The sequence below is a fragment of the Rothia nasimurium genome (assembly GCF_928392795.1).
Taxonomy (GTDB): Bacteria; Actinomycetota; Actinomycetes; order Actinomycetales; family Micrococcaceae; genus Rothia; species Rothia nasimurium_F.
In genome coordinates, this window is sequence record NZ_CAKMTJ010000005.1 from 56,626 (window position 1) to 69,379 (window position 12,754).

The 12,754-nt window shown below is 60.3% G+C and carries 12 protein-coding genes; 9 read left to right on the forward strand and 3 right to left on the reverse strand.

Going from position 1 to position 12,754, the window contains the following annotated elements; translation table 11 throughout:
• Nucleotides 1-235 precede the first annotated feature (235 nt).
• Nucleotides 236-739, forward strand: a complete 504-nt coding sequence (locus tag L6963_RS06545; RefSeq protein ID WP_135012503.1) for a Dps family protein — start codon at nucleotides 236-238, stop codon at nucleotides 737-739.
• 85 nt (nucleotides 740-824) lie between these two features.
• On the opposite strand, the gene L6963_RS06550 is transcribed toward L6963_RS06545, so the two are convergent.
• On the reverse strand, nucleotides 825-1,475 hold the full coding sequence (locus L6963_RS06550) for an HAD family hydrolase (protein WP_237207612.1): 651 nt from the start codon (nucleotides 1,473-1,475) through the stop codon (nucleotides 825-827).
• 50 nt (nucleotides 1,476-1,525) lie between these two features.
• Here L6963_RS06550 and L6963_RS06555 point away from each other — a divergent pair, with 50 nt between their 5' ends.
• The gene (locus tag L6963_RS06555) at nucleotides 1,526-2,119 is read left to right on the forward strand and encodes a hypothetical protein (RefSeq protein WP_237206013.1); all 594 of its coding nucleotides are present in this window, start codon (nucleotides 1,526-1,528) and stop codon (nucleotides 2,117-2,119) included.
• 17 nt (nucleotides 2,120-2,136) lie between these two features.
• Here L6963_RS06555 and L6963_RS06560 read toward each other — a convergent pair whose 3' ends face one another.
• Complete coding sequence (locus L6963_RS06560) at nucleotides 2,137-2,853, reverse strand: glutamine amidotransferase (protein ID WP_237207614.1); 717 nt, start codon at nucleotides 2,851-2,853, stop codon at nucleotides 2,137-2,139.
• Between the two features lie 35 nt (nucleotides 2,854-2,888).
• The gene (locus L6963_RS06565) at nucleotides 2,889-3,731 is read right to left on the reverse strand and encodes a hypothetical protein (protein ID WP_237207615.1); all 843 of its coding nucleotides are present in this window, start codon (nucleotides 3,729-3,731) and stop codon (nucleotides 2,889-2,891) included.
• A 221-nt stretch (nucleotides 3,732-3,952) separates the two neighbouring features.
• Here L6963_RS06565 and clpB point away from each other — a divergent pair, with 221 nt between their 5' ends.
• The 7 genes from clpB to L6963_RS06600 all read left to right on the forward strand — a co-directional run bounded on the left by clpB (nucleotide 3,953) and on the right by L6963_RS06600 (nucleotide 12,709).
• Nucleotides 3,953-6,541 carry an ATP-dependent chaperone ClpB gene (gene clpB / locus L6963_RS06570; RefSeq protein ID WP_237207616.1) on the forward strand — a complete coding sequence of 863 codons (2,589 nt, stop codon included), beginning with the start codon at nucleotides 3,953-3,955 and terminating at the stop codon, nucleotides 6,539-6,541.
• 165 nt (nucleotides 6,542-6,706) lie between these two features.
• The gene (locus tag L6963_RS06575; protein WP_237207624.1) at nucleotides 6,707-7,639 is read left to right on the forward strand and encodes a Sir2 family NAD-dependent protein deacetylase; all 933 of its coding nucleotides are present in this window, start codon (nucleotides 6,707-6,709) and stop codon (nucleotides 7,637-7,639) included.
• 472 nt (nucleotides 7,640-8,111) lie between these two features.
• Nucleotides 8,112-8,429: a carbohydrate-binding domain-containing protein gene (locus L6963_RS06580; protein WP_237207617.1), complete on the forward strand. Its 318-nt coding sequence runs from the start codon at nucleotides 8,112-8,114 to the stop codon at nucleotides 8,427-8,429.
• A 317-nt stretch (nucleotides 8,430-8,746) separates the two neighbouring features.
• A complete protein-coding gene (locus tag L6963_RS06585) occupies nucleotides 8,747-8,953 on the forward strand; it encodes a DUF3073 domain-containing protein (protein ID WP_135012516.1) in 207 nt (68 codons plus the stop codon).
• 960 nt (nucleotides 8,954-9,913) lie between these two features.
• Complete coding sequence (locus tag L6963_RS06590; RefSeq protein ID WP_237185106.1) at nucleotides 9,914-10,252, forward strand: endonuclease domain-containing protein; 339 nt, start codon at nucleotides 9,914-9,916, stop codon at nucleotides 10,250-10,252.
• A gap of 202 nt (nucleotides 10,253-10,454) precedes the next feature.
• Nucleotides 10,455-11,486 carry a phosphodiester glycosidase family protein gene (locus L6963_RS06595; RefSeq protein ID WP_237207619.1) on the forward strand — a complete coding sequence of 344 codons (1,032 nt, stop codon included), beginning with the start codon at nucleotides 10,455-10,457 and terminating at the stop codon, nucleotides 11,484-11,486.
• Nucleotides 11,487-11,491: 5 nt separating this feature from the next.
• The gene (locus tag L6963_RS06600) at nucleotides 11,492-12,709 is read left to right on the forward strand and encodes a bifunctional glycosyltransferase family 2/GtrA family protein (RefSeq protein ID WP_237207620.1); all 1,218 of its coding nucleotides are present in this window, start codon (nucleotides 11,492-11,494) and stop codon (nucleotides 12,707-12,709) included.
• Nucleotides 12,710-12,754: the final 45 nt, after the last annotated feature.

The window sequence follows — 12,754 nt, forward strand, 5'->3', positions numbered from 1 at the left end:
TTCGCTAATTCAGATGTGTAGCGTTTGTGGCTGTGTTTGTGCTGGTCAATACCGCTGAGGTTAGGCTTGCATAAGCTGAAATGTAGGTATATTACCTAGTCATGCCAGGTTTTACTTATTATGATTTATTCACAATAAGCCTTGAAAAGCTGCAACGAGATGCGTAAGGTTAGGTGTAGACAAGTCACCGGGCTCTCCCGAATAGCCCGGTACACTCACGAAAGGAAAGCCGGCCATGAGCAAGTACGCATCATTCACCGTCCCCGGTCTCACCGAAGAATCAGGCCACCACGTAGCCGACGTTCTGCAGCTTCGCCTGCACGCCCTGAACGACCTGCACCTGGTGCTTAAGCACGCCCACTGGAACGTCGTTGGCCCCAACTTCATCGCTGTTCACGAAATGCTCGACCCCCAGGTCGACCTGGTACGTGGCTTCGTCGATGCCATTGCAGAGCGCATGGCCACCATGGGCGTAGCTCCCAACGGCCTCTCTGGCGACCTGGTCGAAAAGCGCACCTGGGCTGAATACGATGTTGACCGCGCGGATGCTATGACTCACATCCGTGCCCTGAACGAGGTCTACAACGTTGTAGTTGAAGACCACCGTGCAGCTATTGCAAAGGTGGGCGACATTGACCCCATTACCGAGGATCTGCTGATTGGCCAGACCGCTGAACTGGAGCTCTTCCAGTGGTTCCTGCGCGGCCACCTGGAAGACGGCCAGGGTAACCTCAAGTAAGCCTCAGAGCTTCAAAACTCGAACCACGCACTAGAGGCGGGTCTATCATGCGATAGACCCGCCTTTCTATGTGGCAATGTAGCTCTTAGCCCTCGATCAATGCCCGAATCTTATCGAGGGTGAGTTCTGTGTGGGCGTAGCGGGCGTGGCCCAGGTGCTCGGGCACCTCGGTCATGCCAGGCACTACGACCACTTTCATGCCTGCAGCCGTGGCGCTCTGAGTGCCAGAAGCAGAGTCCTCTACGGCAACACAGTTTGCGGGATCTACCCCTAGATTCTGAGCTGCGAGCAGGTAGGGCTCGGGGTCGGGCTTAGCGTGGGTGACCTGCTCATCGGTGACCAGGGTTTTGAAAAGTCCCTCCGGCGCCAGCTTGGCGGTGTTGGCGGCAACCTCGGTGGTCGCGTTGGTGACAATTCCTGCGGGGACGCCCGCCTCAGCCACCTGCGCCAAGAGCGCCTCAATGCCGGGCAGGAGCTCCACACGGGCGTCCTTCAAGAGAACCGACATCTTAGCCTTAAGGCGTTCGTAGAGTTCGTCAGTAGAAACATCTGCACCCAGCTCCTGCATGCGGGCAAAGGTGACTGCGGCAGGTTTGCCCAGGGCCATGAGCGTATCCTGTTCGGTCCAGGTAGCTCCGAACTCGGCAGTCAGTGCGGTTTTAGCCTCTGCCCAGAGGGGCTCGGTGTCTACAAGGGTTCCGTCGTGGTCAAAGAAAATAGCTTCAAGTCTGCTCATATATACCACCCTACCCGTCCGCAGAGCTCTGCCCGGTTAAGATAGGTGGGGTGAACCAAGAGCACTCTACATCTAGCCCTGACTCTGCTTCTGCCCACCCGCGTCTACAGCGGCAGCCGGGCCTTGTGCGTCAGGCCCTAGCCTACTTGCTGGTACCTATGGCTTTTATCTCGGCCACCTGGATTACTGCCGGGCGCGCCCTCTTTGGCGCCGGGGGAGAGCTTGTGCCTATCTATGCGATATCGTTCGGGCCCGCCTTACTCATCATTCTGCTGGTGGCTGCACTGTTTTCTTATAAAGAGATGGGGCTGCAGGGCGCCGGAAAGCGGGCGGGGTTGCCACCTGTCACCGCCCTTGTGGCGGCGTCTACATGGGTGTTAGCCGGGTTCTTCGGCATGGTTGCTCCCGACCGGCTAGAGGGGCAGAATATCTCGGCGGCGGCAGCCCTGCTGGGGCCCGACGTCATTGGCCTCTCTGCGGCCTTCGGGAATACCAGTGGAATCCTGACCTTCTCATTCGCCATTGCCACCCTACTTCTGGCCATGAGTGACTACCGAAAAGCGCGGGCTCTCACGCGTGGGCTGGACGAAGCAACCCGCGAACGCCTCGAACGAGAAGAGTCTATGTACGACTTTCTCGACTAGAAAAGTACCACAGACCCTTAGAGCCCTAGTTTCTTCAGCCAGCCGTTGAGTACCTCGGTGGCGGCCGCAGTGAGTTTTTCAGCGTAGAGGGAGGCTTCGCGGCGAATGACCGCTACATCCTGCTCTGAGGTCCTGATGTAGTCGGCATAGGCGATGAGCCACTGCTCGATGTGGCGGGGGTTGACCTCAAGGTGGAACTGGAGAGCCAGTGCGTAGGGGCGCCCCGCGGCGTCCTCTAGGGTAAAGGCCTGATTTTCGCACATCTGGGTGCGGGCTAGGCTTGAGGTGCCCTCGGGTAGGGTGAAGGCGTCTCCGTGCCAGTGGAGGACGGGGGTGTTGCCCAGTGGCGCGAGAACAGATTCTTTCCCGGCTTCGGTAAGTTCCACCGGGGAATAACCCAGCTCGATGGCGCCGGTGGGGTCAACCTGGGCTCCTGCAGCTAGAGCAATCTGCTGGGCGCCCAGGCAGATGCCCAGGACTGGTTTCTGTGCGGCGATACGCGCCTTGATGAGTTCTACTTCTTCAAAGAGGAAGGGGTAGTCCTGGGTGTCGTTCACGCTGATGGGAGCGCCCAGAATAACCAGCAAATCCGCCTCGCGCACCTCGGGGGTGTTGAGGGCGTCAATACCGGCGTCACGGTATTCGACGGTAAAACCGCGTTCGGTCAATAAATCTTCAAAGATACCCAGATTTTCAAAGGCAACGTGGCGAATAGCGTAGGCGGTGCGGGTCATGGTTCTCCCTGTATGTGAAGCGATTGACAGATAGCTTACCCGAGGGAGGGGCCTACCTTATAACCGCTGGACGCAAGACTCTGCCCGCCTGCCAAGAGAAGGGCGACCAGTAAGGCCGCCATGAGAAGGGGCATGAAGGGGAGCTCTACCCCGAAAGTAAGGGCGGCTTCGCTGGATGGGGAGGCTACTAGCAGGGCTATGTGGGTGGCAGCGTAGGCACCCACTGCTAGGAGTAGTGGTAGCCCCATCGGGTAGCGGGCTAGAACCAGCAGGGTGGCTGCGATAACCCAGCTCATGGCGACCCCGCTCAGGCCCCACTGGAGGAAATAGAGCGGAGCAAAGAAGACTAGAAAGAGCGGGGTAAGGGCTTTCATGCCGAGAACCTGAGGCAGAGAGCGGGCCAGGGCTGTGAGCATGATGAGCGGTGTGAGCGTCAGGCTAAGCGAGAATAGCCCTAGCCAGAGGGCATAGTGGTCGACGAAGTGTTCGGTGATGCCGTAGAAGGGGGCTGAAAATGTCCAGCCGAGATGCTGTTCGGCTAGGGCGGGGAGGGTATAGGCGACGGCAAGGAGGCCGAGTAAGGCGGATGTAGCGAGGGCTACCCAGCCGTAGGCGGATCTGATAGGACGGTCTTCCCCGGCTTCGGTTGATGGGGTGAGTGTTCGTAGTACCCGACTGGCAATGAGGTAGAAGATGAGGGCAGCGGGTAGCTGTAGGGCCACAAGGCCCGCAAAGATAGGGCCGATAATCGTGAGATAGGCCGGAGAAAAGAGGAGGTAGAGGGGCGCTGCCAGGGTGGCGATGGCAGTGAAGAGGAGGGTGCCCCAATAGAGTCGGTGCGGGGCGTAGAGGTAGGACGGCGGATGTGAAGAAAACATGGGAGTCCTCCATGGGCTGGTGGCTAGCGACGTGAAGCGGACTTCCTGTTTAAATCTAGTTCAGAAATATTAGGCAGGTCAATGGTTGGCCAATGCTGGGTGTGAAAAAGTTCTTGTAAACATCTAGTGCAAATAAATTGAGTGTAGTAGACTCAAGTTAAAGCTGAGTGGAGTACACTCAAGTATGAACGAACTACCTACGCAAAAGGTAAAGGAGAACAATGAACGCACAATTTACGACCAAGAGCCAAGAAGCGCTCTCGGCAGCCAATATGAACGCCCAAACCGCGGGTAACCCCACCCTCGATACACCCCACCTGCTCAAGGCCCTCATGGACCAGCGCGGGGGAGTCGCTGTAGCTGTCCTCAAAACCGCCGGTCTCGACGTCGATGCCATCTCGCTGGCAGCGTCCACCGAGATTTCTAAACTCCCTAAGGTGCAGGGCGCCTCAGCCGCCCAGGCCCAGCCGAGCCGCGCCGTCCTGACCGCCATTCAAACCGCCCAAGCCAAGGCAGCCCAGTTCGGGGACACCTACATCTCTACCGAAATCCTGCTGCTGGCGCTCGCAGCGGGGGACGACGCTACCGCCCGCGCCCTGCAGCAGGCCGGGGCCACCGAAAAGACCATTGAAAACACCATTCCGACCGTGAGAGGAGACCGCACCGTGACCACCCCCGACCCCGAAGGCACCTTCGGCGCCCTAGAACAGTACGGCACCGACCTGACCGCCGTTGCCCGCGAAGGCAAACTTGACCCCGTTATTGGGCGAGATAGCGAAATCCGCCGCGTCATCCAGGTGCTCTCCCGCCGCACCAAGAACAACCCCGTGCTCATCGGCGAACCCGGCGTCGGTAAAACCGCCGTCGTTGAGGGCCTGGCCCAGCGCATGGTCTCGGGCGACGTACCCGAATCCCTGCGCGGTAAGACCCTGATTTCCCTCGACCTGGGTGCAATGGTCGCCGGTGCCAAGTACCGCGGCGAGTTCGAAGAACGCCTCAAGGCCGTGCTGGAAGACATCAAGAAGTCCGAGGGGCAAATCGTCACCTTCATCGATGAGATCCACACGGTTGTGGGAGCCGGTGCCTCTGAGGGGTCCATGGATGCCGGTAACATGCTCAAGCCCATGCTGGCCCGCGGCGAGCTGCGCCTGATCGGTGCAACCACCCTGGATGAGTACCGCGAAAACATCGAAAAGGACGCCGCCCTAGAGCGCCGCTTCCAGCAGGTCTATGTGGGTGAGCCAAGCGTTGAAGACACCATCGGTATTCTGCGCGGTCTGAAAGAGCGCTACGAGGCCCACCACAAGGTCGCTATCGCTGACTCCGCCCTGGTGGCTGCCGCCAATCTGTCCAACCGCTACATCCCCTCACGTCAGCTGCCCGACAAGGCCATCGACCTGATCGACGAGGCAGCCTCCCGCCTGCGCATGGAAATTGACTCGGCCCCCGAAGAGATTGACGCCCTGCGCCGTGCCGTTGACCGCCTGACCATGGAAGAACTGGCCCTGGCCGACGAGACCGACCCGGCCTCCGTCGAACGTCTGGCCGCCCTGCGCGCAGATATGGCCGACAAGAAGGAAGAGCTGGACGCCCTCAACGCCCGCTGGGAAGCTGAAAAGGCCGGTCTCAACCGCGTCGGCGACCTCAAAACCCAGATCGACGAGCTGCGTTCCAAGGCAGAAGTCGCCCAGCGCGAAGGCAACCTGGCTGAAGCCTCCCGCGTGCTCTACGGCGAAATCCCCGCCCTCGAAGCCGAACTTGCTGCAGCCCAGCAGGCTGAGAACACCGCGTCCGAAGAGTCCATGGTCTCTGAAGAGGTTACCGCCGACGATATCGCCGAGGTGATCTCCTCCTGGACCGGCATCCCCGCCGGCCGTATGCTCCAGGGCGAATCCGAGAAGCTGCTGCACATGGAAGACGAACTGGGCAAGCGCCTGATCGGCCAGAAGAAGGCCGTCACCGCCGTGGCCGATGCCGTGCGTCGCTCCCGCGCCGGAATCTCTGACCCCGACCGCCCCATCGGCTCCTTCCTGTTCCTGGGCCCCACCGGCGTCGGTAAAACCGAGCTGGCCAAGGCCCTGGCCGAGTTCCAGTTCGACGACGAACGCGCCCTGGTGCGTATCGACATGAGCGAATACGCCGAAAAGCACGCCGTCGCCCGCCTGGTTGGTGCCCCTCCCGGCTACGTTGGCTACGAAGAGGGTGGCCAGCTTACCGAAGCTGTACGCCGCCGCCCCTACTCGGTCGTGCTGCTCGATGAGGTCGAAAAGGCCCACCCTGAGGTCTTCGACATCCTGCTCCAGGTGCTCGATGATGGACGTCTGACCGACGGTCAGGGCCGCACCGTGGACTTCCGCAATGTCATCCTGATTCTGACCTCTAACCTGGGCTCCCAGTTCCTGATTGACCAGAGTCTCGACGATGAAGCCCGCAAGAGCGCGGTCATGAACACCGTGAATGCCAGCTTCAAGCCGGAGTTCCTCAACCGCCTGGATGAGGTCATCATGTTTGAGCCCCTCTCAGCCGATGACCTGGCCTCCATTGTGGGTCTACAGATCGCTTCGATGGCCCGCCGCCTGGAAGACCGCCGCCTGACCCTGGACGTCACGCCTGCCGCCACCGAGTGGCTGGGACTTGCCGGCTATGACCCGGCCTACGGCGCCCGTCCGCTCCGCCGCCTCGTGCAGCGCGAAATCGGCGACCGCCTAGCCAAGGGAATCCTAGCCGGTTCCATCAAGGACGGCGACACCGTACGCGTGGACGTCAACCCCGATGTCACCGTCGACGGGCTGGTCGTCACCGCCGAGTAAAAGCCGGGAATAACCCTATTGCTTCTCTCTTGACCCTGCGGATTATCTCGGGGTCAAGAGAGAAGCGATAGGGTCTTTGTCTTTTAAACTGGAAGAGTGAACCAGTCCCAGCCCCGCCCCGTACCCAATACGCTCGATACCCGCTTTGCCGGGGCGTCCGCGTCCATCACCGCACACGCCGATATCGCCGCCACCCACGCGGCCGCCCTGCGCTCCATCGACCGGGTGGTGGCTGAAACAGCCCAGCCCACCGACCCGCAGGTAGCGGCGGACGGCATCCGGCAACTCCTGCACGACGGGCAGGTTCTGGTGCTCACAGGGGCAGGAATCTCCACAGGCTCAGGGATCCCCGACTACCGCGGCCCCGCCGGGTCCCTGCGTAACCACCGGCCCATGACCTACCAGGAATTCCGTTTCGACGAGGTGGCGCGGCAGCGCTACTGGGCCCGATCTTTTGTGGGCTGGCGGCAGATGAACCGGGCCCGCCCCAATACCGCCCACTACCTGCTCGCAGACCTCGAAGCCCAGGGGCGCCTTGCCGGGCTGATTACCCAAAACGTGGATGGCCTGCACACCGCAGCCGGCTCCCGTAAGGTCGTTACCCTGCACGGGGATCTTTCCCGCATCGAGTGCCTAGACTGCGGGGCGGACGAGGGGCGCACCTCCCTGGACGCCCGCATTGAGGCCGCCAACCCCGGCTACCTCGAACGCCTTGCCAGCACCACCTTGCAGGTCAACCCCGATGGCGACGCTGACATCGACGCCCGCTTTATCCAGGATTTTCAGATGGTCGGCTGCCTGGCCTGCGGCTCAACCAAGCTCAAACCCGCTGTGGTCTACTTCGGCGAACCCGTTCCACCTGCCCGCAAGCAGGCCGTCAAAGAACTGGGGGAGCGGGCGCGCTCCCTGCTGGTGCTTGGCTCCTCCCTGGCGGTGATGAGCTCCTACAAAATCGCCCTTGACTTCGCCCGCGCGGGCAAGCCCATCGCCGTCATCAACCAGGGCCCTGGCCGGGCGGACGCGCGTGCCACCTACCTCTGGCGCGCCGACGTCACCGACGCCCTTTATGCCGTTACAGCCCCGCATGAAGGCATCTAAAACTTTTTCTTCTGTGAGTTTCACCAGGTCAAAGGCACTAAAGGGGATATCTGTAGGCGCTCATAAGTGAAGGCTAAGTACAACACAGGCTAAACACAGACTCTGAGAGAACACTGGTTATCAAGCAAAGCAAGACCAGATACACCCCTCGGAGAACCCCGTGAACACCATCATCACAGCAGCCGCCCTCGACCTCGTCGCCATCCTGATTCTGTGCGGCATGTACGTCACTCGCCACCGGCTCCCTTACCAGCGTGCGCTAGGGGTCAGTGAGCGAGCAGGACGCCCGCACCCGCTTTACTTGCCAGGGGCAAGAAAGCCGGGGCGGGCGTCCTTATTTTTACCTTTTGATAAGGGGAAATAAAAAAGTTTGGCATGCATAAGTTCAAGCTAAGTTCACCACAGCTTAAACATAGCTTCGCCCACCAGACTGTTAACAACAGCCCGAACAGAGCACGACAGAAAGACCGCCATGACTGCTACAGCCTTCACCCAGAACACCGCCACCCTGGTCCCGGCCCACTGGCCCGGCATCAGCCTGGACGAGCTGAACGCCAAAGCAGCCATGCAGACCCGCGTTGACCGCAAGTGCATCGTCGACGGCCTCTACGCCCGCACCGACCTAACCCTGGCCGGTGAAGGTACCCTGAATGTCACCGGTAACTACGGCGACGGCATCGCCAGCGGCGACGGCCTCACCATCAGCGTCAACGGCTCAGAGGCTGGTACCGCTACCGCAACCTCCGGTGCTGCCGCAGGTGGCATGGGTGGCTTCGGCGGCCGCCCCTAAAGCCCCATAGACTCAGCCGGCGATAACGACACTCGCAGCCTAGAACTTCGCCGGCTGCCCTACCGCTCCGCGTCACCTCTTTCTGGTCGGGTGACGCGGAGCTTCTCTTTGCCAGGAAGGGAGCTAAGTGAAATAAAACGACCGTTCTCTATATTTTTGTGGTTTTTAGCAGTTTCTTACATCTCATGTGGCGAACAGGCAAGCAAAGATGCGCAAAAACATGTACCCTTAGATACAGAAAAGACTGAAAGTTTTTCTGGCACGCCCCTGCGCGCACGCGGGTGGCCAGATACGAGCGATAAAGAGGGGGTCTCGCCATGGGGCGCGGCCGTCAGAAGGCTAAAGCAACTCGGCAGGCTCGGGAGATGAAGTACTTCAGCCCCGACACCGACTACACTGCACTTGAGCGGGAGCTCAGCAAGAATGCTGGTTCTCAGTCTAAGTCGTCTGGTTATCAGTACGATGACGAGGACGACTACGCAGAATACGCAGATAAGTACGCCGACGATTATCAGGAGAAGTAACCCGCGTAGTACCACGCGGGTTCTTCCCGTCTCTTTTTCTAGCCCGCCACCGCCTGCCGGTGGCGGGCTTTTGTATGGGCGGGGGCGCAACATGTTGTGGCTACCGCCAAATGTGGCAGTGGCGTCGCCACATTTGGCGGTCAGTGCCACAGTTAGAAAAGGGTTAGCGGTGTAGGCGCGGACGTCCGTGCTCGGCTAGGCGCGTCGCGCAGAGTCGTCCGTCTTCGCGGCTCCTGGAGCAGCGCCGATACTTGCAAAGCTGTCAAGCCCTGTGGACGATTCTTAACACATAGCGAGGCCGCTACGACATACAGGCTGATAAGAGCAAAAAATAGCTGAAGTTATCCACAGATTCACCGCCCCCTCTAGAAAACGCGAGGTCTGGTGGTCAAGGTAGTGGGTATGAGCAGGATATACGATCAGATCAAAACCTCATCGGAGCTGAAAGACGAAGGTATCAGCTCGTCCGAAATTTCTCGGCGGTGTCGACGGGGTCTACTGTATAAGATCGCGACCAATGCCTATACGCCGGTGCAGACATGGCAAAGTTGGGACGGCCGTCACCGGTTTATAGCCCAGCATGTGGCGTTTATGAAGACGCACCCTCAGTATGTGCTGAGTCATTCATCTGCAGCTCTTTGGTGGGGAGCGCCTTTATTGGAAGCACCCGCAAAGATATGGGTGAGCAGCGCTTCTTCTGCTGTGCGGTCAAAACCGGGTGTACATGTGAGTAGGTCGCGCAAAGAAATCTGTGACCAGGCAGTACTGAATCAGGGGCTAGCTGTGACTACGCCTCTTCAGACGATACTTGACTGCTGTCAGAGTCTTCCTTTTTTGAGTGCTTTGTGCGTTGCGGACTATTTTCTGCACCACCGTTTGGTGCCAGCTGCCGAGCTGCGGAGTGCCCTGCTCAAAAGCAGCGGTAGGTATTCGAAACAGCGTCAAAAGATAGCTGAGTATATGAGCGAAAAATCTGAGTCGCCTGCAGAGACGGTTGCACGGTATCTGGTGATGTCGTGGGGCCTGTCTCGGCCTGAGGAACAGAAAGTTATTTGGGTGGGGCAGCGGTACTATCGTCCTGATTTTTTGTGGGAGGATGCCAAGGTCATCCTGGAGGTCGATGGAGACGTGAAGTACTCGGGAGCTTATGGGCAGCCGGATCATGTGCTTCAGAAGGAGGTTATTCGTCAGCGTGACCTTGAGCTACGAGGCTATCGTTTTGTGCGTGTTAGGTGGAGCGACCTGATGAATAACCCTGAGCTTGTGCGAAAGAACCTGGTGGACAAGGGCGTCCGCTGAAGGGCGTGAGCGCAACATGTTGTGGCTACCGCCAAATGTGGCGGTGGCGTTGCCACATTTGGCGGTCAGCGCCACAGTTAGAAAAGGGTTAGCGGTGTAGGCGCGGACGTCCGCGCTCGGCTAGGTGCGCTCGGTTGCAGTCACAGCTGGGGCATAGGTTAGACAAGCCTTCGTCATGGGTTAGCCGCCCATAGTTGAAGGTATGAACAACAGCGCAGACCAGAACATCGAACAGAACCCGCAGCAGACCCAGGCAGAGCAGAAGACCAGCTGGGTCAAATCCAAAACCACTCGACGTACCGCCCTCATCGGCGGTCTGGGCCTTTTGGGCACCGCAGGTCTGGGTAGCGGATGGGCCTACAACCGCTACCTGCGTGACCACACCGAAATCGCAGACGTAGCCGCCTACGAGGCCCAGGCTGCTTCTAACAGCACCACGAGCGCCGCGGCGTCCGACACCGAACTGACCAACATGCAGGTGACCGACACCGGCGTCACCGCAGATAACGGCTCTATCGCCCTGAATACCATCGTGCTCAACGAGGGCACCAGCGACCAAATCACTGCCTATACCGCGGAGGTTAAGCTGGGGTCGGCGAGCATCCTGCGCTCGGCCTTCGCCAACAACCAGTTCGGCCTGAACATCGTGCAGAACCCCAGCGAAATGGCAGCGGCTCACAATGCTATCTGGGCTATCAACGGCGACTACTACGGCTTCCGCGAAACCGGCATTGTGGTGCGTAACGGCGTGGTTTACCGCGACTCTCCTGCCCGCACCGGTCTAGCCTTCTACGCTGACGGCAGCGTCAAAATCTACGACGAAACCGCCACCACCGCCCAGGCACTCGTTGATGAGGGCGTGCTCAACACCCTTTCCTTCGGCCCGGCACTGGTGGAGAACGGCGCGATCCTCGACGGCATCGAGGACGTCGAAGTCGACACCAACTTCGGTAACCACTCTATCCAGGGCGAGCAGCCCCGCACCGCGGTGGGCGTCATTGGCACCAACCACCTGCTCTTCATGGTGGTCGACGGCCGCTCAGAAGGCTACTCCCGCGGTGCCACCATGACCGAACTGGCCCAGATAATGATTGACGCCGGCTGTACCACCGCCTACAACATCGACGGTGGCGGCTCATCGGTCATGATTTTCAACGACTCACTGGTCAACAACCCGCTCGGTAAGGGCGAAGAACGCGAAACCAGCGACATTCTCTACATCGCAGGAGCCTAAACGCCATGCTGATTCTGATTCCCGCCTACAAGCCCGATACCTCCCTGGTGCGTCTTATCGACGATATAGACGCCCGCGCCCACGCCGAGAGCACCAGCGCCCGCGTGCTGGTGGTCAACGACGGCTCCGGCTCAGACTTCGCTCCTATCTTTGAGCAGGTCGAACAGCTGGGTGCCCGGCTAGCCCCTGCGCCTTCGGTCGAGCGTTGTTTTGCCCGGTCTGGGCTGGTATCGGTGACTGTGCTGCACCTGCCCGCTAACGGTGGTAAGGGTGCAGCGCTGCGGGCGGGAATCACCTGGGCTCAGGCTGAGGCACCCGGTGAGGTTATCGTGACCGCGGACGCTGACGGCCAGCACCTGCCCGCCGATATCCTGGCCGTGGGTAGGGAAGCGGCGGCGCAGGCGTCCGCCGGGCAAAAAACCCTGGTGATGGGCGTGCGAACCATTGCCGACCCCACCGTCCCCGAGACCCGGGTGCCGCTGCGCTCCCGGGTGGGCAACGCCCTGACCGCCGCCCTGTTTGGCTTGTCGACCGGGCAGAAACTGGCTGATACCCAGACCGGCCTGCGCGGGCTGACCCCGCAGATTCTGCCCTGGGCGCTCGATCTGCCCGGTGACCGCTACGAGTATGAGTTCAATATGCTGCTGCGGGCCTCGCGCTTTGGGGTTCAACTGACCCAGGTGCCGATTACTAAGGTTTACGAGCCGGGTAACCCCACCAGCCACTTCAACCCGGTCCGGGACTCCCTGCGGATTTACGCGCCGCTGCTGGCCTTCCTGGCGGCAAGCTTCTCGGGCTTCATCATTGATACGGTGGCCCTGATGGTGCTGGTTGCCCTGGGTGCGCCCCTGCTCCTGGCGGTGGTGGGGGCTCGCGTGACCTCGGCCCTGTGTAACTTCGCTCTTAACCGTATCGTCATGCACGATGGTGGGCCCCGCCCGCAGACCCACCACTCCCTGGGACGCTATGCGGTACTGGCTGTGGCGATTCTGGCGACTAACACCGCTCTGCTGGAGGCCCTCACCTGGATAGGGCTGCCGCTGCTGGCAGCTAAGGTGCTGGTCGAGCTGGTGCTCATCCCGGTCAGTTTTGCGGCGCAGCGCCGCTGGGTGTTTGCCGATCAAGGGCAGGGCACACAGGCAAAGAGCGCGGACGCCGCCCTCCCCGCGCCTGCGCCGGGCGAGCAGGCACGTGAGCAGCAAGCCCTGCTCAAGGTTGCCTAACCCCTAAGTGTGGCGTAAATGGGGGGTGGGCCGGTAAAAAAGACC

Bases quoted from the DNA above. Each gene is read 5' to 3' on its own strand.
- L6963_RS06545 (WP_135012503.1), top strand. From the start codon at position 236: ATGAGCAAGTACGCATCATTCACCGTCCCCGGTCTCACCGAAGAATCA.
- L6963_RS06550 (WP_237207612.1), bottom strand. From the start codon at position 1,475: ATGAGCAGACTTGAAGCTATTTTCTTTGACCACGACGGAACCCTTGTA.
- L6963_RS06560 (WP_237207614.1), bottom strand. From the start codon at position 2,853: ATGACCCGCACCGCCTACGCTATTCGCCACGTTGCCTTTGAAAATCTG.
- L6963_RS06565 (WP_237207615.1), bottom strand. From the start codon at position 3,731: ATGTTTTCTTCACATCCGCCGTCCTACCTCTACGCCCCGCACCGACTC.
- clpB (WP_237207616.1), top strand. From the start codon at position 3,953: ATGAACGCACAATTTACGACCAAGAGCCAAGAAGCGCTCTCGGCAGCC.
- L6963_RS06580 (WP_237207617.1), top strand. From the start codon at position 8,112: ATGACTGCTACAGCCTTCACCCAGAACACCGCCACCCTGGTCCCGGCC.
- L6963_RS06585 (WP_135012516.1), top strand. From the start codon at position 8,747: ATGGGGCGCGGCCGTCAGAAGGCTAAAGCAACTCGGCAGGCTCGGGAG.
- L6963_RS06590 (WP_237185106.1), top strand. From the start codon at position 9,914: ATGAGCGAAAAATCTGAGTCGCCTGCAGAGACGGTTGCACGGTATCTG.
- L6963_RS06595 (WP_237207619.1), top strand. From the start codon at position 10,455: ATGAACAACAGCGCAGACCAGAACATCGAACAGAACCCGCAGCAGACC.
- L6963_RS06600 (WP_237207620.1), top strand. From the start codon at position 11,492: ATGCTGATTCTGATTCCCGCCTACAAGCCCGATACCTCCCTGGTGCGT.